The organism is Amphritea sp., assembly GCF_048266285.1.
GTDB lineage: Bacteria > Pseudomonadota > Gammaproteobacteria > Pseudomonadales > Balneatricaceae > Amphritea.
Window position 1 is genome coordinate 1 of record NZ_JBLWZV010000027.1, and the last position, 25,664, is coordinate 25,664.

Genomic DNA, 25,664 nt, shown 5'->3' on the forward strand with positions numbered 1-25,664 from the left:
AAACAGATCGGGCGTTTTTACTGAGAAAAGAGATAGCCGAAAGAGTACAATTGATAAAATATGTGGCGAGAAAACCCAATAAGCAGCGTCTTCATCACGGCCATCAAGCACCGCTAGAGGTATTATCGAGGCGTAAAAAAGCCAGATAACATTCTGCGAAGAAGCTTATCTGGCCGTTTAAATAGACAACTTAGTACAAAGTAATCATCGATAGATTTACTTCATTCCTAAGCCTTTAATAACGAGATGTGTCAAAAATTCAGTAGCACGATCGAAATCATTATCCTCTAGCTTCTCTTTACCAAGAGAGAGGCTTACCTGGGAGGAGAAATCCGCATAGGTCTGGGTCGATGACCAGATCATGAAAAACAGGTGGTAGGGGTCGACTCTATCCATAACGCCCTCCGCAATCCATTTTTCAACCAGCTTCACATCATCATCTAAGGCCGGTGTCAGGTGGGTCTGAAGATATTTTTTCAGATAGGGTGCGCCATTGATAATTTCAATAGCAAATACTTTAGATGCGTTCGGATAGTGCCGCGAAATCTCAATTTTACTCTTGATATAGTTAGTGAGTATTTCTCTGGGAGAGTCGCCTAACTGATCCATCAAAGTCATCTTCTCGATCAAAATATCGAGGATATTTCGCAACACGCGTTGGTATAGTAGCTCTTTAGAAGAGAAGTAATAGATCAAATTTTGCTTCGACATTCCTGCTTTTTCTGCAATCGTTTCGAGCGCAGTGCCATGATAGCCATTTTGCGAGAACAGCTGTTCCGCTGCACGCAAAATTGTATTCTCGTGGGCTTCGCGAATGCGAGAACGACGACGAGGTTTGTTAATAACGATTTCTTCCGATGAATTCGGCATGGTAGCTGGATATCCGGGAATAGAATAAAGTACTGAACGCTTATTTTACCATGTGGTCATGGATGAGAAAAACAAAGTCTAAGATGCATCTCAGCCTAACACTGAAACACATCCTTTTAGGCCGTGATAGCACGCCATAGCAATCCTGTTTTCGGCCTACGGCCGTTAGCCTTAATCAGCGGTTCGCTCAAACATAAGATCCCACACGCCATGTCCTAGCCGTTCTCCGCGCTTCTGGAATTTGGTCACCGGACGCCACTCGGGCTGCGGCGAATAAGCCTGATCACCCGCCACATTCCGATAACCAGGTGCCGCACTCATGATTTCCATCATATGTTCAGCGTAGTTTTCCCAGTCAGTGGCCATGTGCAATTGACCGCCCACTTTAAGTTTCTTGCGAATAGTTTCGGCAAATGAAAGCTGTACGATACGGCGCTTGTGATGCTTTTTCTTATGCCATGGATCAGGAAAGAACAGCTGTAATGTACTCAGGCTTTCATCCGGAATACATTGGGCCAACACTTCAATTGCATCATCACAAAACACCCGGATATTAGTCAGGCCTTCTTTCTCAACATTGCTCAGCAAGCGCCCCACGCCGGGACGGTGCACCTCAATGCCGATATAGTTCTTTTCGGGCTGATCCTTGGCCATCTCGATCAACGAATCACCCATACCAAAGCCGATCTCTAGCACCACAGGAGCCTCGCGACCAAACACTTGATTCAGATCCAGCATCCCCTGACTCAGTTCTAGGCCCATCTGCGGCCATACCGTTTCCATCGCCTTCTGCTGGCCTTCGGTCATGCGACCAGCACGCAGCACAAAGCTCTTAACGGTACGCATATACTTCTCCCCGACGGAATCTTCCGGGGTCTGCTGTTCAGTTTTGTTATCTTCTGACATCGATCTGGACTCTTATTAAAACAAAACAGCCTGATCTGTGGATCAGGCTGCTACAATCGTTGGTTTAATCCGGCGACCCAAAAGGCCACCTTTGCATATAAATCAATACGTTAATAACGCAGGTTAGACTTTATTACTTAGCGACTATGGTACCTTCCATTGGCGAAGATGCGCTGGCGTATTTCTTCCGCGGCATCCGTCCGGCTAGGAATGCCTCACGACCCGCTTCAATCGCTTTACGCATTGCAGACGCCATAAGCATAGGATTACGAGCACCGGCAATCGCCGAGTTCATCAATACGGCTTCACAGCCCATTTCCATGGCAAAGGCCGCTTCAGAAGCGGTACCGACACCAGCATCCACCAACACCGGCACTTTACAGTCTTCCATAATCACATTGATGTTATGGGGGTTAAGAATGCCCAAACCAGAGCCAATCATCGACCCCAACGGCATAATGGATACACAACCCAGCGATTCGAGTTCTTTAGCGACAATTGGGTCATCACTGGTATAAACCATGACCTTAAAACCATCCCGCACTAACACGTCAGCAGCTTTGATCGTTTCGACCACATTAGGGTAGAGGGTTTTCTGATCGCCTAACACTTCCAGCTTCACCAGATCATGGCCATCCATCAACTCGCGGGCCAGCATACAGGTGCGCACGGCGTCTTCAGCATTAAAGCAACCAGCAGTATTCGGCAAAATGGTATATTTATCCGGTGAGATAACATCCAGTAAGTTTGGCTCATCTGGGTTCTGGCCAATATTGGTACGGCGTACCGCTACGGTCACGATTTCAGCACCACTGGCTTCAATCGCCAGACGGGTTTCCTCCAGATCACGATACTTACCCGTGCCAATCAAAAGACGCGACTGGAAGCTACGGCCGGCGATAATCAGTGGATCGTTATGTTGTTCAGACATTGTGTTCTATCCCGTTAAATTCTGTCATGTTATCTCAAGCATACGTCAGAGCAGCGATGACTCAGCCGCCACCAATCGCATGAACCACTTCGACCCGGTCGCCTTGATGCAGCACTGTTTCAGCGTGTCGGCTGCGAGGAACGATCTCCAGATTCAGCTCGACGGCCACCCGGCGCTCTCCCAGTTCTAGCTGCATAATCAGATCAGCCACACTGGCGCCTTCTTGAACGTCTAGATTGTCACCATTTACCTGTATCAACATTGAGCTTGATCCACTTCTATTAACTTAACTGCCGAAATGCAACCCGGCCAAGATTCAACCAGCCGGCCAGAAACAACATCCCACCCACCGGGGTTATTGCGCCTAACCAAGACTGTCCACTCAACGCCAGCGCATAGAGGCTGCCGCTAAAAAACACAATGCCCGCGATAAAGAGTACCGCCGTTTGATTCCAACCTTTATCAGGCTGACGCAGCATCAATAGACCGATACCAAACAGCGCTAGGGTATGGAACATCTGATATTGGATACCGGTGTGCAACACCTCATACAACCGCTCGCTCAATTGCGTGCGCAGCATATGTGAAGCAAAGGCACCGAGACCCACAGTAATAAAACCACTCAGCGCGGTGAAAAAAATAACAAAACGAGCAGACATAAACGGTACCGGGCAATAAGAGTGGCTATTCTAACAAAGCTAAGCGGTCTCGATAAGCAATAAAAAAAGCCGCACTCATTCGAGGGCGGCTTTTTTTATCCGAGCAACAAAAACCTAAAGGGTCAGGCTTCCAGCATCGCAGTTTTAATCTTCTTCATCGCGTTCTTTTCAAGCTGACGAATTCGCTCGGCAGACACTTCATAACGTGCCGCCAGTTCGTGTAGGGTCGCTTTCTCTTCACCCAACCAACGCTGTACCAGAATATCGCGGCTTCGCTCATCCAGCTGTTCCATCGCTTGACTCAGACGCTGATTAGAATCAGCTTCCCAGTTAGAATCTTCCACCTGACTAGCAGGGTCTTGGCTGTGGTCTTCAAGGAAATAAGCCGGTGATTGATAAGCCCGCTCATCGTCATCGCCCACGGGAGCATCAAAAGCCATATCGGCGCTGCTCATCCGGCCTTCCATCTCCCGGACAACATGTTCATCAACACCCAGATCACCCGCCATTGCGGTGACTTCAGCGTTAGTTAACCAACCCAGGTTTTTCTTTTTACTGCGCAGGTTAAAGAACAACTTACGCTGAGCTTTAGTGGTCGCGACTTTCACGATACGCCAGTTACGCAAAATAAATTCATGCATCTCCGCCTTGATCCAATGCACCGCAAAAGATACCAGACGAACCCCCATGGTAGGGTCGAAGCGTTTAACCGCTTTCATCAGGCCCACATTGCCTTCTTGAATCAGGTCGGCCTGAGAAAGGCCATAACCGGAGTAAGACTTAGCAACATGCACCACAAATCGCATATGAGATAATACTAACTGACGCGCCGCTTCGAGATCATTCTCAAAATACAGTCGCTGTGCCAGTCCGCGTTCCTCTTCTACTGTGAGAACAGGAATCGCAGTCACCTGACGTATATATGCCTCCAGATTCTGACCTGGAGATAATACTTCAATGACCCGTAGGCTCTTGCCCATTTCTCAACCTCATTACTTATTCATTTCAAAGAGTATCAATATAAGTTAACGCTATGACACTCTTCAGCCAGATTAGTTCCAGCTATTTACAACCCGCTATCCGGTACCGTTTATAGTCACGTCGATCAACCGGTACCCAGCAGACCCACAAAGATAACCACAACACTAGCAGATGGCAAGTGTAACGCCTTAGTCACTTTACCTATATTTACACTTAATGCAGCACTCGGGTTTGATGCAGCGCAACATTTAACCGCTATCAGCGGAATAGACCATCGAAAATTACTGCGGTTGGATCTCTCGAAGGTGCCGGCCCACTGCCAGCCAAGCACCGGATAAGCCCAGTAGAATACTGATCAATAGTAACAGCAGTGTTTCGACGAAACCTAAACCCGCTAATTCAAATTGACTATTATAGAGCGTTACCAGATGTTCAACCGGGTTACTGAGCAGCAATAGACTCAACTGAATCAGAATCCAAGCACAGACGCCGCCGGCAATACCGAACCAAATGCCATCATAAAGAAATGGCCGGCGAACATAGGCATCCGTCGCCCCTACTAGCTTAGCAATGATGATTTCATCCCGGCGACTCTCGATCGATAGCCGAATAGTATTGCCCACCACCAGTAAGACCGCCATAACAAACAGCGCCGTCAGCACCCAGACTGCCCGCTCAGCCAAGCTTACAAAGCCGGCCAACCGTTGCACCCACTCCATATCCACCACCGCTTCATCAACCTGCGACAGCGCTTGTAATTTAGCCTGTAATAATGGCACCGACGCCACCGATAGGTCACGCGGCATCACCATCACCACGGCCGGTAACGGATTGCTCTCCAGAAAGTCGAATACATCACCAAAACCGGACATCGCCTGAAACTCTAACATCCCCTGCTGGGCGGTGATCAATTCGGTGCCTGCCACATCATCCCGCAGCAATAGCTCGCGGCTTAGGCGCTCGGCATCGTCGTCCGAGACACTCAATTGCAGATAAAGGGCAACCCGTGGATCGCCCTGCCAGCCATCACCTAGCTGTTGTAAGTTTTTTAGCCCTGCATACAGGGCACCAGGCAAGGCTAAAGCAATCGCAAGTACCGCAAGGGTCATGAAGGTGGTTAGCGGTTGTGCCAACAAGGAATAATAGGATTGCCGAGCCACTTCAACGTTATGCCGCACATAACTACGCCCTTTATCACTGATATTGAGCTGATGGTGTTCGGCACCACGGTGTATCTTGGCATCCCGTTTAGGGTTCGGTTCAACCCGAACGGCACCTTTACGACGTTGATTATTTTCCATCACTGACCAACCTACCCCGATTGAGAGTAATCACCCGATGCGGCATCCGCGCAATCAAGCCTAGATCGTGGCTGGCAATCAGCACGGTAGTCCCCACCTGATTAAACTGCTGAAACAGGCGCATCACCTCTTCAGACAGTTTGGGATCAAGGTTGCCGGTCGGCTCATCCGCCAACAGCACCTGAGGTTTATGTACAATCGCTCGAGCAATACCCACTCGCTGTTGCTCACCACCGGACAGCACCACCGGATTAAGTTTCTCTTTTTCCAGCAAGCCAACTTTATCCAGCGCTGCACGCGCCCGACGAGCAGCATCAGCAGGATCGAAGCCACAGATCCGTAGCGGCAAGACAATATTTTCAAATACCGATCGGTCGAATAATAATTGATGATTCTGAAACACCACCCCGACACGACGACGGTGATAGGGAATCTGCCGGTTACTCAAGGTCGCCAGATCCTGATTGCCCACTAACACCCGACCATTCGAGGGTCGTTCCATCAGCATCAGCAGTTTTAGCAGGGTACTCTTGCCCGCGCCAGAATGGCCGGTCAAAAAGGCCATTTCGCCACTGGCAAGGCTAAAGTTAACCTGACTCAGGGCATCATAACCATTGGGGTAACGCTTGGTGACGTTGTCGAAACTGATCATTGATATATTCGATACATGCCGTTAAACCGTTGCTGAAAGTCGACTAGTCAAACAGTGCCGAGACAAATTCCTTTGCCTTGAAGGGGCGTAGATCATCAACCTGTTCACCGACACCAATATAGCGAATCGGCAGATCCAGTTGTTTCGCAATAGCAAAGATAATTCCGCCTTTAGCCGTGCCATCTAGCTTGGTTAAGCTGATACCACTCACGCCCACCGCCTCTTTAAACAGCTTCGCTTGGCTCATTGCATTCTGACCGGTGCCGGCATCCAGCACCAACATCACTTCATGGGGCGCATCCGGGTCGAGTTTCTTCATCACCCGCACGACTTTTTCCAACTCTTGCATCAGATGATCTTTATTCTGAAGACGGCCCGCGGTATCGGCGATCAACACATCCACATTTTTAGCTTGAGCGGATTGCAACGCATCGTAGATCACGGATGCCGAGTCGGCCCCGGTATGCTGCGCGACCACTGGCACATTATTGCGATCGCCCCAAACCTGCAGTTGCTCAACGGCCGCCGCCCGAAACGTATCACCCGCCGCCAGCATCACAGATTTACCTTCCGCCTGATATTTTTTCGCCAACTTGCCAATAGTGGTAGTTTTACCCACCCCATTAACCCCAACCATCAGTAAGACAAAGGGGCCTTTACTCTGGTTGAAGTCGATCGGTTGCTCTACCTGATCCAACAATCCCGCCAGCTCTTCTTTTAACGCGGTATAAAGCGCATCAGCATTAGCTAACTGCTTGCGGCTCACTCGGGCTGTCAGTTTGTCGATGATCTCCGTCGTTGCCTCAACGCCAACATCGGCCAGTAACAGTTGGGTTTCAATCTCTTCAAAGAGATCATCATCGATCTCTTTGGCACCGAGAAATAGATTACCCAAACCTTCGGTCAAGTTACCTTTAGTGCGACTCAAACCCGCTTTAATGCGGCCGAAAAAACCGGTTTTCTGTTTTGGCTCTGGGGTCGGCGCGATGTCTGCAATGGGCTCAGGCTCGGCAATCACTTCCGCTGCAGCCACTTCTGCGACGATAACGGGCTCAACCGTTTCAGCCAGCTCGGCAGGTGCCGGCGCTACAACGTCGGCTTCTGCTGCAGGGCTAAGTAGGGGTTCAGGCTCTACCACGGTTGCTTGTTCAGCGACCGGTGTTTCAGCAGCGTCGGTAGGCGCGTCCGGCGTTACCGGCTGCGTCGGTGCGGCGGCAACCGTCTCCGTTTCAGCCACGTCCGCTGCAACAACCGCTTGATCGGCACTTTCAGCTGGCAGATCGACCGCCTCAACTGAACCTTTCTGAGTATCATCTTTCTCAGACTTGAAAATTGATTTAAGCTTCTTAAACATGCTTGATTACTGTCCGATGTCAGGCGCTAAAGGTGCAAAAAAACAGGGTAATCCCTGTTCCATCCGCGAGTCGTCCTGTATGTTTCATTTAGGCCGGATATCTTACCATAGTAAAGCCCAGCTAGGGCACTGCAAACAGGCCACAAAATGACCAGGAATAACTGATGTCGGATGCTAAATCGCCGCTATTTAACCGCACGTATCTGAAGATTATTGTCTGGATCGTCGCCGTCGCCATCGTCTTACTCACCGCCGGGCAGAACAGCAGCTCAGACTTTATCCGCATCAACAAACACCCAGATCTTCCGCTGTACTATGTCGATCACGACGACACAACGGTGCAACTCAGCTTGCTGTTTCGCACCGGGGCCGCCATTAATAGTGAACAACAACTATTGCAACAACTCCTGCTGCAGCAGGCCGAACAGCAACTAGCCGAGTTAACCAAGCAGCCGCCCTTTAACACACTCAACGCGGCTCTCAGTGCCGGAATTTCCGCCGACAAACTGCAAATATCGATCACCTTACCGGCCAAGCAAGCCAAAGCCGACGCGATAAAAACGATGGCGGAACAACTGCTACAACGATTAAGAGCTTATCACCCCGGCACGGATCTAGAACAGCGATGGACACACTTGGAAGCCGCGCAGTATTTAAACCTAAAAGATCCAGAAAACCGCCTGCTGAGCACCTTTGGCAATCTCATCAGCAGTCCAGCGTCGATACACCCCTTACAACGTTTTGCTGAGTTTTTTCATCACAGCGTTCGCCCGGACGCCGTCACCCTCACCCTGAAAGGGCCTGATACCGCATCACTGGCAGAGCGCCTCAGTTCACTCTTAAGAGCGCCCTCTAGCGACAATCACAGTATCAACCAGCCCCTGAGCCTCAGCCGTCAGCGACTGTCACCGCAGGACAATCAAACCTATCGCCTATTGGGCTTGGCACTTCCTGGACGACAACAGCCTCAATTTGCCACTGAACTGTTAGCGGTTAGCACCCTACAACAGCTGCTGCAACAGCAGTCTCAGATGAACGCTCGATTGGTCTGGAAATCACTGGACAAGCAGGGTTTTGTCGCTATGATTCTGCAGGGCTCGAAAATCAACGCCAATGATGACCTAGGCCCTCTTATGCAAACACTGCTCGCAAAACTCGATGACCGATTGATCAACGACACCCGAGACATGCTGCAGAATAACTACCAGATTCAGATGGAAGCGATCGAACCTCAGCTGAGCCTGCTCAACACCATTGCATTCTATCAATTGCCGCTAGACTACCTGAATAACTTCGAGGAGAAGCTAAATCAGGTTGATAATGCCGAGGTCAAAAAGCAGATCACGCTGTTTCTAACCAGCCCAGGCCGTTATCAGCTCACGCTACCCGCCTATTGATTTAATGCAGCGTTCAACTTTTAAGGAATTAACATGGCCAGACGTCGCCCACAGCGCACCTCTCAAAAAATCAGTTCTGGAAACCAGCAACTGCGAATTATTGGCGGAGACTGGCGCGGCCGCAAGCTAAGCTTTCCTGAAGTTGAAGGGCTAAGACCCACCCCTGACCGGGTAAGAGAGACGCTGTTCAACTGGTTATCGGTTTATATCCCCGGCGGGCGCTGTCTCGACCTATTCAGCGGCAGCGGCGCATTAGGTTTTGAAGCCCTATCCCGGGGTGCGGCCCATGTCACCATGATCGACAACTCATCCGTGGTGATTCGTCAGCTACGGCAAAATATTCAAGATCTAAAAACCCAACATGCGGAACTGATCACCGGCTCCGCTACCGAATGGCTGGAAACCCGCAGTGGCGATTTAGAAGTACAGTTCGATGTGGTCTTTCTCGATCCCCCATTCCACCAAGACCTATCAGCCATCTGCTGCCAATTGCTAGAACAGAACAACCTACTCACAAGCAATGCCATGATCTATCTAGAAACCGAAAAAGAACTCACCAACCCGCTAGTGCCCGACAACTGGCAACTCCATCGCGAAAAAACCGCCGGCCAAGTCACCTATCGGCTTTATAAAAGAACTTGAAAGAGCCTAGGTCAGCTGTGCATCAAAAGTAGTATTCATTATCGAGGGACATACCTTGTCAGACATCGCCAAAACACCGAAGCCACCCTACTATGCCGTTATTTTCACATCGACACGTACTGATGGCGATCATGGATATGCCGAAACCGCCGAGAGAATGGTCGAACTAGCGGAACAACAACCGGGCTTTCTCGGCATAGAATCCGCAAGGGAAGGGGTGGGTATCAGCGTATCCTATTGGGCAGATTTAGACTCAATCAAGCGCTGGAAAGCACATACCGAACATCTAGCAGCGCAACAAAAGGGCCATCAGCACTGGTATTCCTCTTTCAAGGTACGCATTGCAAAAGTTGAACGCGACTACGGCATCTAACCGTATAGCCTGCGTTCTTGCTCAACTACGCTCTTTTCATCGATACGTCGATTGAGCATCGCCCCTAAAAAGGGGCCTCTCTGGGTGCTGACTAATACGGCAACGCATCATCGACGTAATACCGCGCCTTCATCTGCTCGATCTGTTGCAACGATACCCCGTCATTGGTTTTAAAGGTCAGGCTAAAACGCTGACCGGGGCGCACAATGCCCGGCTGGTGAGCCACATAGCGATGTAACTTGCCTGCACTGTCTTGTGCCATAAAGCCCATCACTACGCCTTTCAAGGCCCTATTGCCGCTATAATACCATTGAGTTGTCCAACTCGTATTACTGGCACGGCGCTGCTGCTCCAGTTTCATATAACTTTCCACCGCCTGCACAAATTGTGCATATTGCGCCTGCCGCACCGCCTCCTGCTTAGCTTGTTGATGATCTACATAAGCGCCAAGGGCTGTGGATAAAATGGCCGATACGCCACCGCCTTCTCCGGCGGTTTCTTGATCATTATTATCGCGCTTCTGCCAGAGACTATTATCGTCACGCAACGTCGCTGCATTAGGGTTGATGCGTCCAGCTTGGTAATACTGTTTTACCTTATCCGCCAGCGCTTTAGTTTCGGCGGCGCGTTCGGCATTAACCGGGTGATCATGGGCAAATAAGCTACGCGCATTACCCTGCTGCTGATATTGTCGCTGCCAAATCTGAGTAGCGGCATAAGGGTCATAGCCAGCTAGCGCACTGTAAAGTACACCGATACGGTCGGCTTCCCGTTCTAACTCATGGGTGTACGCCGCTTGATAGCCCTCTTGCCGGGCTGTTTTCGATGCCAGCAAGCTAATTTGCTGGGATGTTTGCCGCTCACCCACATGATTAGCCACGGTGTGGGCAATTTCATGACCGATCACGGCCGCTACCTCGTTATCGTTTAACTGCTGCATTAACCCCTGATGCACCACGATATAGGTGCCGCCGGTGGTAAAGGCATTAAACGAATCCCGATCGATCAATATCGGCTGCCAGCGCTCTTGACTCAGATGACTGACCTGATGAACCCGATCAAAGATACGCACCAAGCGCTGATATTGCTGTCGATCCAACGCCGCATCAACCTTGCGACCGGCTTTTTTCTCGTCCGCCAATAGCTGTTCTACCGCGGCATTACCCTGCTGTATCTGGGCACTACGGTCGGCAGCACTCAGAGTACGCTCGCCTGTGACCCTATCGGTTTCCGTTATCGATTCCGCAACGTTATACAGACCTTTATCGATGCTCTGTAACGTCGAGCAACCACTGAGCAGCGCAACACTAAATATCATAAAAAATGGAGCTAAACGTTGTCTTATCTTCATCCGATCACCTTTTAATCATCCTGGCTAACCTATATATTCTTTATTGTAATAAAAATATTTTTTCTTATAACCACTAAAGATCTATACATTCCATTATTGTATTTGTGATAGCCTAGCAATTCAGCTAATATCGCGCCCTTGCGGATTTGCTAATATTCATTCAAGCAGAGTAGACGTGAACTCATAATGAACATTGCAGTATACCCGGGTACATTTGACCCTATAACAAATGGACACGCCGACCTGGTTGAACGGGCATCTAAGCTGTTTGATAAGGTTGTTGTAGCCATTGCATCTAGCCCTAATAAAGAACCACTGTTGCGGCTGGAAGAGCGGGTTCGCTTGGTGGAAACAGTAACATCGCACCTCGATAATATTGAAGTGGTTGGCTTTGATTGTTTGTTGGCTGATCTGGTTAGCCAGCAAAATGCTAATATTATCCTGCGCGGCCTACGTGCTGTTTCTGACTTTGAGTATGAGTTTCAGCTCGCCAATATGAACCGCAAGCTAGCGCCGAAGACGGAAAGTATTTTTCTGACGCCGGCAGAGCACTTATCTTTTATTTCATCGACCCTGATACGTGAAATTGCGAGTCTTGGTGGTGATGTAGAACAATTTGTGCACCCATCAGTCCATAAAGTGCTGAAAGATCATTTCGGCCACTAATATTTAAGTCAATACGAGTCAGTGAGGTAGCCACCATGGCATTAATTATCACAGATGAATGCATTAACTGTGACGTATGTGAGCCGGAATGTCCTAATGAGGCGATTGCTCCCGGTGATGAAATATACGAGATCGATCCGAACAAATGTACTGAATGTGTCGGTCACTATGACACACCACAGTGTGTCGAAGTATGTCCCGTAGACTGTATTCCTAAGGATCCAGATCACGTTGAAAACGAAGAGCAGCTGATGGAGAAATACCACAAGCTGACCGGTTAATAAGCGCTTACAAGCCGCGCTTATCGACGCTCCAGCGGTTAAGACTCCGTCATAACCAATAAAAGCAGGCACTCGCCTGCTTTTTTTATGCCTGCAATTTACGGCACCTTTTACTTAACTACGCTCACAACGCTAATGGCGTTTGGTCCACCCCATAACGCTGATCCAACAAGCTGCCGATCGCAGTACCTCCTACCGCAAGATGATAGGCATACTGCATATGTAGACAACGCACTTTATCCCAGTGACGAATACCACCGATACCATAGCTATCAAACAGTTCAGTAAAACCCAATTCGGCAATACGCTGTCGATCACTATCCGCCATCATCTGCCAACGTAGATCAACATAACGCTGCTGATCCGCCAAATGCGCAGCCCGCAAGTCATCATCGGTTTCCAGCTGTTGCTCAATACGCTTCACTTCGCCCGAGGTTTCAATCTCAGCGATCGCCTGATAGAGATCTTTCGAGCTAAGCCAATAGAGCGTCGGGAAGGGCTGATCATCCACCAGCGAACGCATTTGTAATACCCCAGGCACGCCCTGAGGGCTCTGCCAAGCGATATCAACCAGTCCACGGGGCTCACGCCCTAGCTGCCGTTCAATGAGTTCAAGCTGCTGTTCAGAGGCGGCCATAGTTGTTCCTGTTCTGCATATTATACTTGTGTGGATTCTAAACGTTCTGCCAGTGTCACCACTTCTTCACCGGCAACTGGCACTCGGGCGGGCATAATCAAGGCACAATTATCAAAGGGGGCGGCAATAAGCTCTTGATCATCGGTGGCGATCAGCTCGCCTTTGCAATACTGCTCAAAGCCTTTAACCGGGATCGCGAAACGAAACTGTTCCGTTTGCGCATTAAGCACCCGGTCAATACGATAATGCCCTGCCGTATCATCCGCAGCATACCCCCATGCGGGTATCTCGACGCAACTATCCAACATGCCATGCTGAGCGATAAATCGCAGGGTCACCGCTAATGCCTGCTGACTGGTCGAGGCAGCAAAATGCTGTCCACACTCCGCCACTAAGGAAACACCTTTGTCGGCGTGACGCTGATGCTCGGAAATCAAAATGCCTTGATGATAACTGCCGGGATCATACAGCAGATGAGGGAAAGGAAACTGCAAGCGGTCGGCAAAGGCGGTATTCCCCGAAGTCTGTGGATAAATCAACATCGGTGCGACCGCAAAGGTGGTGGAGTGCAGATCCAACACACTATCGGCGTTCTCAATATAGGGTAGTAACTCAACGGCGCGGCGGGTTTCGTGACTATCGGGGCAGCTCAACCGATCCGGTAGCCAGATGCGGTTCATATCTTCATCAAGACAGCGGCTGGCAAACGGCCGTTGTAGATCAAATGTCTGATAAGCATCGACATTGGCAAAAATCAGTGTCATCGCGCCACACATTGGGCGGATATTATTTTCCAACAACCACAGTAAGGCATTCGCACCGCAGATTTCGTTACCATGGGTGAGCGCTTGGATCACCAGCTCTGGCCCTTCGCGGCCCGAATCAAAACGATGAACATAATCAACACCACAATTACCCTGCCGCCAGCCGCTCAGGTCGCGGGGTAACAGCTCAATGGGCGCATCAGATGCGGCGATCGAAAATCGGCACGGTGGTACAGTCATAGAGTCATCATAACCTTTTACTAATAGACGATGGCTAACGCCTATGCTGCGCCCGAAACAGCGGGTGATCGGGTCGATAAAAACCGAGATTTAAAGCCGTTTAAACACTGGCATATTGCTCATCACGTCCGAGCCATCGCTGAATAATCGCATCACTCAACTGCGGATCAGCCATAATCTGTCCAGCCACTTGTTTCACTCGAGTCAACAGATCCGCATCCCGTTGTAGATCGGCCACTTTGAAGGACATCATACCGGTCTGACGGGTACCGAGTACTTCTCCCGGCCCACGCAGTTCAAGATCTTTCTCAGCAATCCTAAAACCATCGGTGGTTTCACGCATGACCGCTAGTCGCTCGCGGCCCTGCTGTGACAGGGGCGCATGATACATCAGCAAACAGAAACTCTCGACCGAACCACGGCCCACGCGGCCGCGTAACTGATGTAACTGCGCCAACCCTAACCGCTCGGGATTTTCAATAATCATCACCGAGGCGTTCGGAACATCCACACCCACCTCAATCACGGTGGTAGCCACCAGCAGATCGAGTTCAGCGGCTTTGTAACTGGCCATAATGGCGGCTTTTTCAGCCGGTTTCATGCGGCCGTGAATCAAACCGATGCGCAGCTCCGGCAATGCCTCGCGCAGCGCTTCGGCGGTCACTTCGGCGGCCTGACACTGCAACGCCTCAGATTCTTCAATCAGAGTGCAGACCCAGTAGACTTGCCGCCCCTGACCACAGGCATCACGCACCCGTTCGACAACCTCTGGACGACGCTGATCCGAAATTACCACCGTATTCACCGGTGTGCGTCCCGGCGGCAGCTCATCGATCACAGAGCAATCCAGATCGGCATAGGCGCTCATGGTCAAGGTACGGGGAATCGGTGTAGCCGTCATAATCAATTGATGAGGTGCCCGATGATCAGTTCGACCTTTCTCACGCAAGGCTAGGCGCTGATGCACACCGAAGCGGTGCTGCTCATCAACCACGACCAACCCAAGATTAGCAAAGTGAACCTCATCCTGAAATAGTGCATGGGTGCCCACCACCACCTGTGCCGAACCATCACTGATCACTTCTAGCTGGGCCTGACGTTTTTTACCTTTTAATTTACCCGCCAACCAAGCTACTTTCAGCCCCAACGGCTCGAGCCAATGGGTAAAACTAATAAAGTGCTGCTCGGCCAGAATCTCAGTGGGCGCCATGATCGCCGCCTGAAAGCCACCCTCAACCGCTTGCAGTGCCGCCAAAGCGGCCACCACGGTTTTACCCGAGCCCACATCACCCTGCACCAGCCGCAGCATCGGATAGGGCTGAGCTAGGTCGGCGCTAATCTCTTGGCTGACCCGCTGCTGAGCCCCCGTCAAGGGAAAGGGTAGTTGTTGTAAAAAAGCATCCTGATACTGCCGATTGGCCCGCAGCTCCGGAGCGCCTGATTGCCGGGCGCGCTGACGTAACTTAATCAGTGAAAGATGGTGCGCCAACAGTTCTTCAAATGCCAATCGCCGCTGCGCTGGGTGATAACCATCGAGTAACTGTTCTTGGTCAGCATCCACCGGCGGACGGTGCAGATAGCTGATCGCCTCATTGAGAGAGGGTAAGCGCCACTGCTGTCGCAGATGCTCGGGTATCAACTCGGTCAACGAGCCTTTGGCGAGATAGGCCAGGGCGCCATCGGTTAAGGCGCGCAAACGGGCTTGATTCATCCCTTCGGTGGTAGGATAGATCGGCGTCAAACTCTCTTCTACTGGCGTGATCACCGTATCATCGACCCGTCGGTATTCCGGATGATAGATTTCCAAACCGCTAGCACCAGTACGCACTTCGCCGAAGCAACGCAACCGGGTGCCCGGTTTAAGATTGTTTTTCTGTGCCGCTGAAAAATGGAAAAAACGCAGTGTAATGGTGCCCGTACCATCTTGTAGGCGACACACGAGGCTGCGCCGCCGTCCCATGGCAATATCGGCCCCTTTAACTTCACCTTCAACGACCCCTTCATCGCCGGGCCGCAGGCCGCCAATAGGCATAATGCGAGTGCGATCCTGATAGCGCAGCGGTAAGTGAAACAGCAGATCTTGCAGGGTACGAATATCCAGCTTTTCGAGTTTCTGCTGCAACGCCGCCCCGACGCCTTTCAGCTCTGTCACCGGCAGTTGCGCGAGGGCGGTATGCATATCAGTGTTTATTTTCCGCGACGGCACAGCTATTCAGTGCGTCAATCAATAGATCGATCGCCTGTGGCCGAGGGAAACTAGCCCGCCAAGCAAGCCCTACGGTGCGCACAGGTGGTGGCGACTTAAAGGGTTTAGTCACCACCATATCCGACTGATAATAACCGCCGGTCGCCGACTTAGGAATTACACTGGCTCCTAGCCCTGAAGCCACCATCATACGGATAGTTTCCAACGAACTCCCCTCGGTGATGGTGTGCTTATCAGAGCCATGGGAGAGGGTCGGACAGGCTTCCAAGACCTGGTCGCGAAAGCAATGGCCTTCGCCAAGCAGCAATAGATCTTGCTCATGTAACGTCTGGCTATCGATCTGATCTTTACTGGCTAAAGGGTGATCCTTAGGCAGCAACATCATAAAGGGCTCATCATAGAGCGGCCGGGTGAGGATATCGGGTTCATCAAACGGCAACGCCACGATAATGGCATCCAACTCACCATTACGAATTTTAGGACGCAGGTTTTCGGTGAAATTTTCTTCGATATAGAGCGGCATCTTCGGCGCCCGCTTTTGTAGTTCGGGCACCAGTTGCGGAAATAGGTATGGTCCGATGGTATAGATCGCACCGACCCGCAATGGGCTGGCCAATTGATCCTTACCCTCTTGAGCTAGATCTTTGATCGACTCAGCCTGCTCCAGCACCGTTTGCGCCTGACGCACCACTTTCTGCCCTACCGGTGTTACCCGCACCGCATGCTTACTACGCTCGAACAGTGCGGTGCCCAATTCGTCTTCAAGTTTTTTAACCGCAATACTCAAGGTGGGCTGGCTGACAAAACAGCGCTCGGCGGCACGACCAAAATGTTGTTCTTGGGCCAGGGTAACGATGTAACGTAACTCGGTAAGAGTCATACGCGGCTTTCCTTTGTTATGATACGGACTCAACCTGAGACAGGATAAGTACTGTGAAGCATATGTTAAACAGGGATCAGATTCTAATCGCCGGTTGCGGTGATGTCGGCAGTCAGCTAGGACTGAACCTCGCCGCCCAAGGACATCAAGTGTTCGGCCTGCGCCGTAATATAAACCAGCTGCCCGCGGGTATCCAAGGGATCGCCGCTGATCTAAGTCAGCCTGACACGCTTCAGGGCCTGCCACAACCGCTTGATACACTGTTCTATATCGTTGCTGCTGGCCAGCGGGATGCAACCGTCTATCAACAAGCGTATCCCCAAGGCCTAAGCAATCTACTGAATGCCCTAGAACAACAGTCGATTCGGCCACGACAACTTTTCTTTATCTCCAGTACGGCAGTCTACCATCAACACCATGATGAATGGATAGATGAACAGTCCCCCACCGAGCCGGACAATTTTTCCGGCCAAATCATGCTGGCGGCGGAGGCGATCGCACTTCAAAGCGGCCTAGCGGCGACGGTGGTGCGTTTCAGCGGGATTTACGGGCCCGGACGCAACTATATGCTAGGGCAGGTTAATCGCGGCATAGGCTACCCTGATACGCCGTCACGCTATAGCAATCGGATTCACCGTGACGATTGTGTCGGCGTGCTGGAACACCTTTACCAACTCTCCCATCAACAAGCACTGCCGCCGCTCTATCTAGCCAGCGATGATGCCCCCGCGCCATTACACGAGGTCAGTGACTGGCTGGCTAAACAACTTAAGGTCGAGATAACGGAAAGGTCAGCGCGGCGTACCATTGGCAGCAAGCGCTGCCGTAATACAGTATTAAAAGCATCAGGTTATCAATTCAAATACCCGGACTATCAGAGCGGATATCCTGAATTAATCGAGGCTTTTCGCCAATAATCGCAGGGATTACTTTTGATCGATATGGGGATCGCGCAACAACGGATCCAGATCTTTCGGGGTATCGGTATGATGGTAATATTGATACCGATTAAAGCGATACTCCATAAAACGGAACAGAGCAATAATCACCGCACTGATCGCTAGATACACCATACCTGCGGCTAAGAACATCTCCAGCGGTGTATAGGTGCGGGCAATAATGGTCCGCGCCATACCGGTCAGATCGAGCAGCGTAATGGTACTGGCTAGCGCACTCCCCTTAAGCATCAGAATTACTTCGTTGCCATACGCAGGCAAAGCGATACCGAAGGCGCGGGGAATAATAATCCGGCGAATCTGCACCGGCTTACTCATACCCATCGCTTCTGCCGCTTCGATTTCACCATTCGGAATGGCCTGAATCGCACTACGGAACAGCTCGGCACTGTAGGCCGCGGTATTCAAACTGAAGGCGATAATCGCGCACCAATAGGGCTGTTTAAGAATCGGCCAAAGGAACGAATCACGCACATATTCAAACTGCGATGCGCCATAGTAGACTAGGAAAATCTGCACCAGCAGCGGCGTCCCACGGAAAAAATAGATATAGATAAAGGGCAACACCCGCACCCAAGGTCGGCTAGAGGCCCGCATCAAGGCGAGCGGTATCGCCATCGCAATACCAATCAGGCCCGAGATCAAGACTAACTCCATGGTTAGCCAAGCGCCTTCCAACAAGCGAGGCAAATACTGCCAGATAACACCCCATTCCCAGGTCATCCTCGATTCTCCCGGCCCGCAGGGTTAGCCACCCGTTCCATAAACATGGTAAATCCTGTGGTCGCGGCCGTCAGCAGTAAATAGATGCAAGCGGCAACCATAAAGAAGGTAAAGGGCTCTTTCGTGGCGCTGATAGCCACCTGTGACTGACGCATAATATCGTTCAGTCCCACCACCGAGACCAACGCAGTATCCTTGAGCAACACCTGAAACAGATTACCCAAACCGGGAATCGCCAGACGCCACACCTGCGGCAGGATAATCCGGAAGAAGGTTCGCCGAGGACTCATGCCACAGGCAAGCCCCGACTCCCACTGGCCGTCCGGAATTTCCATCATCGCCATCCGAAACACTTCGGTCGCATAGGCGCCAAACGCAATCGACAAGGCGGCAACACCGGCCACAAAAGGGCCGATCTCGATATACTCGTCGTAGCCAAAGCCACTGGCGATCCACATTAGCAATTGCGAGCCACCGAAATAGATCGTTAGCACTAACAACAGTTCCGGCAAGCCACGCACCAGCGTGGTATAGCCGGTTGCGAACCAGCGAGCGAAACGGTTTTTCGACAGTTTTGCCGCTGCGCCTGCCAAACCAAACACCAGCCCCACCAATAAACTAGACAGTGCTAGCTGAATGGTGACCCAAGTACCGGATATGAGGAGTTGACCAAAGCCTTGCAGGTCCATGAAATACCCTAAAAAACGGGCCGGTCAACGCCGGCCTCAGTGATAAAAATGGTTATTCACACCATTAATAGATGGAGAATGGGAAATACTTTTTGTTGATTTTATCGTAGGTACCATCGGCAACAATCGCCTTGATCGCAGCGCTAAACTTATCTTTCAGCGCATCGCCCTTACGAACAGCTATACCGATCTTATCGTTAATATCGATATCTTCACCTTGGAAATCAAAGCCCTTACCTTCTTCTGAACGCAACCAGTCATAAGCAGGAAATTTATCCGACAACAATGCATCCAGACGACCCGAAGTCAGATCCAAGTAGGCGTTATCCTGAGTGTCATACAGTTTTACATCAACGACATCACCGAGGTTATCTTCCAGATACTGACCGGCAATGGTCGCTCGCTGTGCGCCAACGGTTTTACCCTTCAGACCCGCTTTTGTCACTTCAATATCGCTACCTTCAGATGTAACGAAGGCCAACACATTGGAATAATATTTTTCTGAGAAGTCGACAACCCGCATACGCTCTTCGGTAATCGACATAGAGGCGATAATGGCATCATATTTCTTTGACCGCAGGCCGGGAATAATACCATCCCAATCCTGTGCCACGATCTCGCAATCAGCCTGCATCTGAGCACACAGTGCTTTAGCAATTTCAACATCAAAGCCAATCAGCTCACCGCTAGAATCAACCATATTAAAAGGCGAATAGGCGCCTTCGGTAGCGATACGGATAGTATCCCCTGCCGTCGCTGTCTGAGCGGCCACAAGACCTCCGGCAACTAATGCTACGGTGGCAAACAATTTACGTATATTCATCATCAACATCCTTCTAATCTTAATTTTCTTATTCAAAAAAGCCTAACTGTGACTGGCCATGAATTCCTGCACACGCTTAGATTTTGGACTATTAAACACTTGCTCTGGTGGCCCGATCTCTTCGATCTGACCCTCATGTAAAAAGACCACTTGGCTGGACACGTCTTTTGCAAAGCGCATCTCATGGGTCACGATCAACATCGTTCTGCCCTCTTCCGCCAACTCTTTCATGACCGCTAACACTTCATTGACTAATTCAGGGTCGAGCGCTGACGTCGGCTCATCAAACAGTAGCACCTGTGGATCCATTGCCAATGTACGCGCTATTGCCACTCGCTGCTTTTGTCCACCGGACAGATTATCGGGGTAAGCATTGCGTTTATCCGCAAGACCGACTTTTTCCAATAACTGCTCGGCCCGCACGGTGGCCTCTGCTTTCGACTGTTTCAACACCTGAGTCGGTGCTTCGATAATATTTTCGAGGATGGTTTTATGTGGCCAGAGGTTAAAGCTTTGAAACACAAAACCAATGCGCGCACGCATCTGTTCCAGCTGTTTGCGATTGGCCGCCACCAGATTGCCATCTTTACCCGGTTTCAACTCCAGTCGCTCATTACCCACGGTAATTTCGCCCTGGCTCGGGTTTTCCAGCAGATTAATACAACGCAGCAGGGTACTTTTACCGGAGCCACTGGAACCCAGAATAGAGATAACATCACCATCATAAGCGGTGAGTGAGACACCTTTGAGGACGGCAAGGTCACCGTAGGACTTATGAATATCGTTCAGCAGCAGGGCTGTTGGGGCATTCGCCATGATCAGGCTTCCATCTGGTATTTATTATTCCGCTGATAACGGCTAAATAACGTGAAGGATAGCGCCTATTGCGTCAAGCACAGTAACGTATAGGCCGGCAGGATCGTCTGCTGCTATCCAGATGTTTCTTATCAGAAACTTCTACAATCAGACAATTTTCCACAAAACGCCCTCGGAAGCAAACAAAAATAGAACACAGGGCCGCAGACAACGGGTAAAAACAGGGCTAAAAACGAAAAATGGCCCCGAAAGGCCACTTTTAATCCACATTTATCGACAATATTTTAACTACTGAACTGACTGAGCAGCGCTTCCTGAGCGCTCACCGGTTCTTCCCCTTCTAGGGGTTTATTAAGCGTATAACTACCATCAGAATGCATCGCCCAACTACGGCAATTATCCGCTAAGTAGAGATCCAAATCACTCTTCACTCGATCGGCTAACTTGCCGGTCAACGGAAAGCCCGTTTCGACACGATTAAGCATATTGCGCTCCATCCAGTCGGCACTGGAACAGAGCACTTCCGACTTACCCTTATTACCGAAATAATAGACCCGGGTATGTTCAAGAAAACGGCCGATGATCGAGCGCACCGAGATATTTTCTGAAATCCCGACAATGCCCGGCCTCAGACGACACATGCCGCGCACAATCAACTCAATTTTAACCCCACGCTGAGACGCCTGATATAGCGCGCGGATCAATTGCGGTTCGGTTAAACCGTTAATCTTAACGATAATATGACCCTGCTTGCCATGCTTTGCTTCTCGCTCGATCATTTCCAGCATGCGCGCGTGCAGTGTAAAAGGCGCATTATGCAGCTTTTTCAAGCGTAGAATTTTGCCCATACCGGTTAACTGATGGAAAATTTTGTGCACATCTTCACCAACATCGGCATCACTGGTCATATAGCTGTAGTCGGTATAAAGCCGTGCCGTACCGGAATGGTAGTTACCAGTGCCAAGGTGGGCATAGCGCACTAGTTTGCCATCTTCACGGCGTACCACCAGCATCATTTTGGCGTGGGTTTTAAAATCAACCACGCCATACACCACCAGCGCGCCCGCTTCTTGCAATCGCCCTGCGAGCTGTAAGTTCGATTCTTCATCGAAACGTGCCCGCAGCTCGATCACCACGGTCACCTCTTTACCACTGCGGGCAGCATCCACTAACGCATCGACAATATCGGAGTTTACCCCGGTACGGTAAAGCGTCTGCTTGATCGCCAGCACCTTAGGGTCTTTCGCCGCTTGTCGCAGTAGGTCGACTACCGGTGAAAACGACTGAAATGGATGATGTAGCAGCTGATCTTTATGACGCAACACATCAAAAATATTTTTCTGTTTGTAGCGCCCTGACATACCCGGCGTAAAGGGCTTCCAGCACAACTGTTTGCAATCAACCAGATCGCGCAAGGCCATCATACGAGTCAGGTTAACCGGGCCATCGACCCGATAGGTATGCGCTTCGTCGAGATTAAATTCGCGCAGTAGGAAGCGGATCAACACCTCAGGGGTACGCTGATCTACCTCAAGCCGCACCGCCGCGCCATATTTACGGGAATGCAGCTCACCCAACAGAGTACGGGCCAGATCTTCCACTTCTTCAGAATCAAAGGTTAAATCGGCATTCCGGGTGATACGGAACTGATAACACCCTTCAACTGTCATTCCAGGAAACAGCTCATCAGCAAATTCATGGATGATCGACGACAAGAAAATCAGATTATCGCCACCATCACAGAGATTATCCGGCAGACGAATCAAGCGCGGCAGTGAGCGAGGCGCGGGAATGATTGCCAAGCCACTTTCCCGACCGAAGGCATCTTTACCATCCAACTCAACGATAAAGTTAAGGCTTTTATTCACCAAACGGGGAAATGGATGAGAGGGATCCAGCCCAATAGGACTCACTACCGGCTGCACTTTCTCTTCAAAAAAGATACGAATCCACTCTTTCTGCTCATCGCTCCAGTCACGCCGACGTTGAAAGTGGATGTTCTCTTTTTCTAGCTGTGGAAAGATGGTCTCATTAAGAATTTTGTACTGCCGTTCAACCTGCGCACTACAGATCTCGCCGATGCGGTTCATCACGACCTGAGGATGCATCGCATCGGGACCCACCGATTCACGGCCATACTTCAACTGTGCCATCAACTCAGCGACTCGAATTTCGAAGAATTCGTCGAGGTTGCTGGAGAATATCAGCAAAAACATCAACCGCTCCATCAGCGGATGGGTCTCATCCAAGGCCTGCTCCAGCACCCGGATATTAAACTGTAGATGACTCAGTTCACGGTTGATATAGAGTTCGGGGGCTTTCAGATCCAGCGGCAGCTCTTCAACCGGTTCAGTAACCGCGATCGCTTCCCGGCTTTCCACCAATGCGATAGAGGCCTCATTGGCCGCCTCGCTTTGATCCGCTAGTTCCACCTGTTCGGCATCTGACAACGCTACCTGTTCATCAGTCAGCTCGTCGACCTGCTCAGTCGCCGGCTCGTTAATCTGCTCGCTCATGTATGCCCCTCTGTTTTTGTATTGTTCCCGTTACCCCGGGATATTACTCATTCAGTACTTGTGCAGCCCGTTTAGCGAAGTAGGTCAAAATACCATCGCAACCGGCTCGTTTAATACAGGTCAGCGATTCCATCATCACACTTCGCTCATCCAACCAACCATTCTGGAAGGCCGCCATATGCATCGCATATTCACCACTCACCTGATAGACAAAGGTGGGGACTTTTAATTCATCTTTAACTCGACGCACAATATCCAGATAAGGCATACCAGGCTTCACCATGACCATATCGGCACCCTCAGCCAGATCCAGTGCCACCTCATGCAAGGCTTCATTACTGTTGGCGGGATCCATCTGGTAATTAAACTTATTACCCTTACCTAGGTTAGCAGATGAGCCGACAGCATCACGGAAAGGACCGTAGTAGGCACTCGCATACTTAGCAGAATAAGCCATAATACGGGTGTTCACTCGGGTATTCAGTTCCAGCTCTTCACGGATGCAGCCAATACGCCCATCCATCATATCGCTAGGCGCAACAATATCGGCCCCCGCTTCAGCATGGGACAGTGCCTGACGTACCAGTGTATCCACTGTACGATCATTTAAAACATAGCCATTGGTATCGATAATGCCATCTTGGCCATGGGTCGTGAACGGGTCCAGCGCCACATCAGTAATCACACCCAACTCTGGGCAGGCATCTTTCAGCGCTTTGACTGCACGCTGAGCCAAACCATCGGGATTATAAGCTTCTTCAGCCAATTCCGATTTAGCACTCGCAGGCGTTACCGGGAAAAGCGCCACCGCAGGCACCCCTAAAGACACCAGTTCACGGGCCTCTTTAACCAATAGATCGATACTCATCCGCTCGATACCCGGCATTGAGGCAATCGCTTCACGCTGGTTCGTGCCTTCGATAACAAACACGGGATAGATCAGATCATCGGGCGTCAAAACGTTTTCACGCATCAGACGACGGGAAAAATCATCAGCACGCATACGACGCATGCGGGTTTCAGGGAAAAAACGCTGACTATTAGTAAATGACACAGAAAACTCCTTTTAGAAGCGGGTATTTGACCGGAAAACAATGACATTATTATGACAGAAGCCACGGAGTGACGACTATAGATAAAGCATTATACTTAGTGACCTAGATTATAAATGGCTGAAATAATGAATGATTAACACTCTCAGCTCCGTCGTTATGATACTCAACGGCAAATCTAAGTATTTTAAACACCACGAAACATCGAGGGGAATCGCTGGTCCAACCGCTGTGCGGTAAGGTTCAGCCGCTTTCAATCTTCACCTTAAAGGGAGTACCCATAATGAAAAAAGTAGCCGTGATATTGTCAGGATGCGGTGTCTATGATGGTTCAGAGATCTATGAATCCGTATTGACCTTGCTAGCGATTGAGCAGGGCGGTGCCAGCTACCAGTGCATGGCCCCTAATATTGATCAGATGCATGTCATCAACCATCGTAGCGGTGAAGAGATGGCCGGCGAGCAGCGTAATGTCCTAACCGAAGCCGCACGTCTTGCCCGCGGAGAGATTATCGATCTCGCCGACGCAAACCCAGCCGACTATGACGCTCTGATCATCCCCGGCGGCTTTGGCGCAGCCAAAAACCTCAGCGATTTCGCCGTTGCGGGTGCCGCAGCAACAGTTAACCCCGCTCTACTGGCCTTCACCCAAGCGATCCACGCCAGCGGCAAACCGGTAGGCTTGATCTGCATCGCCCCAGCCATGACCCCGCTGCTATTTGGCGAAGGCGCCACCTGCACCATTGGTAATGACCAAGCAACTGCCACAGCGATTGAAGCGATGGGAGGTCAACATCAGGACTGCGAGGTTGGCAACATCGTCTTTGATGAGAAATTCAACCTAGTGACAACCCCAGCCTATATGCTCGCCGGTAGTATTAGTGAAGCCGCCAGCGGTATCAACAAGCTAGTAAATAAGGTGCTGCAACTTTCTTGATCGCTGTTATGATTGGCGCCCAAAATACGTTAGCGGGTAGTGAGTAAGGTTATGTTGTCAG

Annotated in this window: 27 protein-coding genes; 7 read left to right on the top strand and 20 right to left on the bottom strand. The window is 50.5% G+C overall.

Features of this window, described 5'->3' with window-relative positions; all coding sequences use genetic code 11:
• Window positions 1–216: 216 nt before the first annotated feature.
• The 9 genes from ACN0T0_RS18470 to ftsY all read right to left on the bottom strand — a co-directional run bounded on the left by ACN0T0_RS18470 (window position 217) and on the right by ftsY (window position 7,654).
• The gene (locus ACN0T0_RS18470; protein ID WP_126157054.1) at window positions 217–870 is read right to left on the bottom strand and encodes a TetR family transcriptional regulator C-terminal domain-containing protein; all 654 of its coding nucleotides are present in this window, start codon (window positions 868–870) and stop codon (window positions 217–219) included.
• 171 nt (window positions 871–1,041) lie between these two features.
• Window positions 1,042–1,776 carry a tRNA (guanosine(46)-N7)-methyltransferase TrmB gene (gene trmB / locus ACN0T0_RS18475; protein WP_417228211.1) on the bottom strand — a complete coding sequence of 245 codons (735 nt, stop codon included), beginning with the start codon at window positions 1,774–1,776 and terminating at the stop codon, window positions 1,042–1,044.
• Between the two features lie 133 nt (window positions 1,777–1,909).
• Window positions 1,910–2,707, bottom strand: a complete 798-nt coding sequence (locus ACN0T0_RS18480; RefSeq protein ID WP_417228212.1) for a thiazole synthase — start codon at window positions 2,705–2,707, stop codon at window positions 1,910–1,912.
• A 61-nt stretch (window positions 2,708–2,768) separates the two neighbouring features.
• Window positions 2,769–2,969, bottom strand: a complete 201-nt coding sequence (thiS, locus tag ACN0T0_RS18485) for a sulfur carrier protein ThiS (RefSeq protein WP_417228213.1) — start codon at window positions 2,967–2,969, stop codon at window positions 2,769–2,771.
• A gap of 19 nt (window positions 2,970–2,988) precedes the next feature.
• Window positions 2,989–3,366: a DUF423 domain-containing protein gene (locus tag ACN0T0_RS18490; RefSeq protein ID WP_417228214.1), complete on the bottom strand. Its 378-nt coding sequence runs from the start codon at window positions 3,364–3,366 to the stop codon at window positions 2,989–2,991.
• A gap of 122 nt (window positions 3,367–3,488) precedes the next feature.
• Window positions 3,489–4,346 carry an RNA polymerase sigma factor RpoH gene (rpoH, locus tag ACN0T0_RS18495; protein WP_417228215.1) on the bottom strand — a complete coding sequence of 286 codons (858 nt, stop codon included), beginning with the start codon at window positions 4,344–4,346 and terminating at the stop codon, window positions 3,489–3,491.
• Between the two features lie 282 nt (window positions 4,347–4,628).
• Window positions 4,629–5,648, bottom strand: a complete 1,020-nt coding sequence (ftsX, locus tag ACN0T0_RS18500) for a permease-like cell division protein FtsX (protein ID WP_417228216.1) — start codon at window positions 5,646–5,648, stop codon at window positions 4,629–4,631.
• On the bottom strand, window positions 5,638–6,300 hold the full coding sequence (gene ftsE, locus ACN0T0_RS18505) for a cell division ATP-binding protein FtsE (protein WP_417228217.1): 663 nt from the start codon (window positions 6,298–6,300) through the stop codon (window positions 5,638–5,640). The genes ftsX and ftsE overlap by 11 nt, the downstream gene beginning before the upstream one ends.
• 43 nt (window positions 6,301–6,343) lie before the next feature.
• Window positions 6,344–7,654, bottom strand: coding sequence for a signal recognition particle-docking protein FtsY (gene ftsY, locus ACN0T0_RS18510; protein WP_417228218.1), 1,311 nt, complete (start codon window positions 7,652–7,654; stop codon window positions 6,344–6,346).
• 164 nt (window positions 7,655–7,818) lie between these two features.
• Between ftsY and ACN0T0_RS18515 the strand changes: the two genes are divergently transcribed.
• From ACN0T0_RS18515 to ACN0T0_RS18525, 3 genes are read left to right on the top strand one after another with little or no spacing between them, the layout of a single operon-like run.
• Window positions 7,819–9,051, top strand: a complete 1,233-nt coding sequence (locus ACN0T0_RS18515; RefSeq protein ID WP_417228219.1) for a hypothetical protein — start codon at window positions 7,819–7,821, stop codon at window positions 9,049–9,051.
• 33 nt (window positions 9,052–9,084) lie between these two features.
• Entirely contained in the window at window positions 9,085–9,693 is a 609-nt protein-coding gene (gene rsmD, locus ACN0T0_RS18520; RefSeq protein ID WP_417228220.1) for a 16S rRNA (guanine(966)-N(2))-methyltransferase RsmD, read from the top strand.
• 55 nt (window positions 9,694–9,748) lie between these two features.
• The gene (locus ACN0T0_RS18525; protein ID WP_417228221.1) at window positions 9,749–10,066 is read left to right on the top strand and encodes an antibiotic biosynthesis monooxygenase family protein; all 318 of its coding nucleotides are present in this window, start codon (window positions 9,749–9,751) and stop codon (window positions 10,064–10,066) included.
• Window positions 10,067–10,157: 91 nt separating this feature from the next.
• On the opposite strand, the gene ACN0T0_RS18530 is transcribed toward ACN0T0_RS18525, so the two are convergent.
• Window positions 10,158–11,417 carry a M48 family metallopeptidase gene (locus ACN0T0_RS18530; protein WP_417228222.1) on the bottom strand — a complete coding sequence of 420 codons (1,260 nt, stop codon included), beginning with the start codon at window positions 11,415–11,417 and terminating at the stop codon, window positions 10,158–10,160.
• Between the two features lie 186 nt (window positions 11,418–11,603).
• Here ACN0T0_RS18530 and coaD point away from each other — a divergent pair, with 186 nt between their 5' ends.
• Window positions 11,604–12,083, top strand: coding sequence for a pantetheine-phosphate adenylyltransferase (coaD, locus tag ACN0T0_RS18535; protein WP_417228223.1), 480 nt, complete (start codon window positions 11,604–11,606; stop codon window positions 12,081–12,083).
• A 35-nt stretch (window positions 12,084–12,118) separates the two neighbouring features.
• A complete protein-coding gene (locus ACN0T0_RS18540) occupies window positions 12,119–12,364 on the top strand; it encodes a YfhL family 4Fe-4S dicluster ferredoxin (RefSeq protein ID WP_417228224.1) in 246 nt (81 codons plus the stop codon).
• A gap of 124 nt (window positions 12,365–12,488) precedes the next feature.
• Here ACN0T0_RS18540 and ACN0T0_RS18545 read toward each other — a convergent pair whose 3' ends face one another.
• From ACN0T0_RS18545 to ACN0T0_RS18560, 4 genes are all read right to left on the bottom strand, one after another.
• Window positions 12,489–13,001 carry a DUF501 domain-containing protein gene (locus ACN0T0_RS18545; protein ID WP_417228225.1) on the bottom strand — a complete coding sequence of 171 codons (513 nt, stop codon included), beginning with the start codon at window positions 12,999–13,001 and terminating at the stop codon, window positions 12,489–12,491.
• 20 nt (window positions 13,002–13,021) lie between these two features.
• Complete coding sequence (locus ACN0T0_RS18550; RefSeq protein WP_417228226.1) at window positions 13,022–14,005, bottom strand: succinylglutamate desuccinylase/aspartoacylase domain-containing protein; 984 nt, start codon at window positions 14,003–14,005, stop codon at window positions 13,022–13,024.
• 100 nt (window positions 14,006–14,105) lie between these two features.
• The gene (gene recG, locus ACN0T0_RS18555; protein ID WP_417228227.1) at window positions 14,106–16,184 is read right to left on the bottom strand and encodes an ATP-dependent DNA helicase RecG; all 2,079 of its coding nucleotides are present in this window, start codon (window positions 16,182–16,184) and stop codon (window positions 14,106–14,108) included.
• Window position 16,185: 1 nt separating this feature from the next.
• A complete protein-coding gene (locus tag ACN0T0_RS18560) occupies window positions 16,186–17,091 on the bottom strand; it encodes a hydrogen peroxide-inducible genes activator (RefSeq protein WP_417228228.1) in 906 nt (301 codons plus the stop codon).
• 62 nt (window positions 17,092–17,153) lie between these two features.
• Between ACN0T0_RS18560 and ACN0T0_RS18565 the strand changes: the two genes are divergently transcribed.
• Window positions 17,154–18,008 carry an SDR family oxidoreductase gene (locus tag ACN0T0_RS18565; RefSeq protein WP_417228260.1) on the top strand — a complete coding sequence of 285 codons (855 nt, stop codon included), beginning with the start codon at window positions 17,154–17,156 and terminating at the stop codon, window positions 18,006–18,008.
• 9 nt (window positions 18,009–18,017) lie between these two features.
• Here the strand turns inward: ACN0T0_RS18565 and ACN0T0_RS18570 are convergent, their stop codons facing one another.
• The 6 genes from ACN0T0_RS18570 to hemB form a co-directional block, all read right to left on the bottom strand.
• Entirely contained in the window at window positions 18,018–18,770 is a 753-nt protein-coding gene (locus tag ACN0T0_RS18570; RefSeq protein ID WP_417228229.1) for an ABC transporter permease, read from the bottom strand.
• A complete protein-coding gene (locus tag ACN0T0_RS18575) occupies window positions 18,767–19,459 on the bottom strand; it encodes an ABC transporter permease (protein ID WP_417228230.1) in 693 nt (230 codons plus the stop codon). The genes ACN0T0_RS18570 and ACN0T0_RS18575 overlap by 4 nt, the downstream gene beginning before the upstream one ends.
• A 64-nt stretch (window positions 19,460–19,523) precedes the next feature.
• On the bottom strand, window positions 19,524–20,282 hold the full coding sequence (locus tag ACN0T0_RS18580; protein ID WP_417228231.1) for an ABC transporter substrate-binding protein: 759 nt from the start codon (window positions 20,280–20,282) through the stop codon (window positions 19,524–19,526).
• 42 nt (window positions 20,283–20,324) lie between these two features.
• Complete coding sequence (locus ACN0T0_RS18585; protein WP_417228232.1) at window positions 20,325–21,098, bottom strand: ABC transporter ATP-binding protein; 774 nt, start codon at window positions 21,096–21,098, stop codon at window positions 20,325–20,327.
• 284 nt (window positions 21,099–21,382) lie between these two features.
• Complete coding sequence (ppk1, locus tag ACN0T0_RS18590; protein WP_417228233.1) at window positions 21,383–23,614, bottom strand: polyphosphate kinase 1; 2,232 nt, start codon at window positions 23,612–23,614, stop codon at window positions 21,383–21,385.
• Window positions 23,615–23,657: 43 nt separating this feature from the next.
• Window positions 23,658–24,668, bottom strand: a complete 1,011-nt coding sequence (gene hemB, locus ACN0T0_RS18595) for a porphobilinogen synthase (protein WP_417228234.1) — start codon at window positions 24,666–24,668, stop codon at window positions 23,658–23,660.
• Window positions 24,669–24,949: 281 nt separating this feature from the next.
• Between hemB and elbB the strand changes: the two genes are divergently transcribed.
• A complete protein-coding gene (gene elbB, locus ACN0T0_RS18600; protein WP_417228235.1) occupies window positions 24,950–25,603 on the top strand; it encodes an isoprenoid biosynthesis glyoxalase ElbB in 654 nt (217 codons plus the stop codon).
• Window positions 25,604–25,664 lie beyond the last annotated feature (61 nt).

What these genes read in the sequence shown, in the direction of transcription:
- ACN0T0_RS18470 (WP_126157054.1), bottom strand. Translation starts at nt 870, where the DNA reads ATGCCGAATTCATCGGAAGAAATCGTTATTAACAAACCTCGTCGTCGT.
- trmB (WP_417228211.1), bottom strand. Translation starts at nt 1,776, where the DNA reads ATGTCAGAAGATAACAAAACTGAACAGCAGACCCCGGAAGATTCCGTC.
- ACN0T0_RS18480 (WP_417228212.1), bottom strand. Translation starts at nt 2,707, where the DNA reads ATGTCTGAACAACATAACGATCCACTGATTATCGCCGGCCGTAGCTTC.
- thiS (WP_417228213.1), bottom strand. Translation starts at nt 2,969, where the DNA reads ATGTTGATACAGGTAAATGGTGACAATCTAGACGTTCAAGAAGGCGCC.
- ACN0T0_RS18490 (WP_417228214.1), bottom strand. Translation starts at nt 3,366, where the DNA reads ATGTCTGCTCGTTTTGTTATTTTTTTCACCGCGCTGAGTGGTTTTATT.
- rpoH (WP_417228215.1), bottom strand. Translation starts at nt 4,346, where the DNA reads ATGGGCAAGAGCCTACGGGTCATTGAAGTATTATCTCCAGGTCAGAAT.
- ftsX (WP_417228216.1), bottom strand. Translation starts at nt 5,648, where the DNA reads ATGGAAAATAATCAACGTCGTAAAGGTGCCGTTCGGGTTGAACCGAAC.
- ftsE (WP_417228217.1), bottom strand. Translation starts at nt 6,300, where the DNA reads ATGATCAGTTTCGACAACGTCACCAAGCGTTACCCCAATGGTTATGAT.
- ftsY (WP_417228218.1), bottom strand. Translation starts at nt 7,654, where the DNA reads ATGTTTAAGAAGCTTAAATCAATTTTCAAGTCTGAGAAAGATGATACT.
- ACN0T0_RS18515 (WP_417228219.1), top strand. Translation starts at nt 7,819, where the DNA reads ATGTCGGATGCTAAATCGCCGCTATTTAACCGCACGTATCTGAAGATT.
- rsmD (WP_417228220.1), top strand. Translation starts at nt 9,085, where the DNA reads ATGGCCAGACGTCGCCCACAGCGCACCTCTCAAAAAATCAGTTCTGGA.
- ACN0T0_RS18530 (WP_417228222.1), bottom strand. Translation starts at nt 11,417, where the DNA reads ATGAAGATAAGACAACGTTTAGCTCCATTTTTTATGATATTTAGTGTT.
- coaD (WP_417228223.1), top strand. Translation starts at nt 11,604, where the DNA reads ATGAACATTGCAGTATACCCGGGTACATTTGACCCTATAACAAATGGA.
- ACN0T0_RS18540 (WP_417228224.1), top strand. Translation starts at nt 12,119, where the DNA reads ATGGCATTAATTATCACAGATGAATGCATTAACTGTGACGTATGTGAG.
- ACN0T0_RS18545 (WP_417228225.1), bottom strand. Translation starts at nt 13,001, where the DNA reads ATGGCCGCCTCTGAACAGCAGCTTGAACTCATTGAACGGCAGCTAGGG.
- ACN0T0_RS18550 (WP_417228226.1), bottom strand. Translation starts at nt 14,005, where the DNA reads ATGACTGTACCACCGTGCCGATTTTCGATCGCCGCATCTGATGCGCCC.
- recG (WP_417228227.1), bottom strand. Translation starts at nt 16,184, where the DNA reads ATGCATACCGCCCTCGCGCAACTGCCGGTGACAGAGCTGAAAGGCGTC.
- ACN0T0_RS18560 (WP_417228228.1), bottom strand. Translation starts at nt 17,091, where the DNA reads ATGACTCTTACCGAGTTACGTTACATCGTTACCCTGGCCCAAGAACAA.
- ACN0T0_RS18565 (WP_417228260.1), top strand. Translation starts at nt 17,154, where the DNA reads ATGTTAAACAGGGATCAGATTCTAATCGCCGGTTGCGGTGATGTCGGC.
- ACN0T0_RS18570 (WP_417228229.1), bottom strand. Translation starts at nt 18,770, where the DNA reads ATGACCTGGGAATGGGGTGTTATCTGGCAGTATTTGCCTCGCTTGTTG.
- ACN0T0_RS18575 (WP_417228230.1), bottom strand. Translation starts at nt 19,459, where the DNA reads ATGGACCTGCAAGGCTTTGGTCAACTCCTCATATCCGGTACTTGGGTC.
- ACN0T0_RS18580 (WP_417228231.1), bottom strand. Translation starts at nt 20,282, where the DNA reads ATGAATATACGTAAATTGTTTGCCACCGTAGCATTAGTTGCCGGAGGT.
- ACN0T0_RS18585 (WP_417228232.1), bottom strand. Translation starts at nt 21,098, where the DNA reads ATGGCGAATGCCCCAACAGCCCTGCTGCTGAACGATATTCATAAGTCC.
- ppk1 (WP_417228233.1), bottom strand. Translation starts at nt 23,614, where the DNA reads ATGAGCGAGCAGATTAACGAGCCGGCGACTGAGCAGGTCGACGAGCTG.
- elbB (WP_417228235.1), top strand. Translation starts at nt 24,950, where the DNA reads ATGAAAAAAGTAGCCGTGATATTGTCAGGATGCGGTGTCTATGATGGT.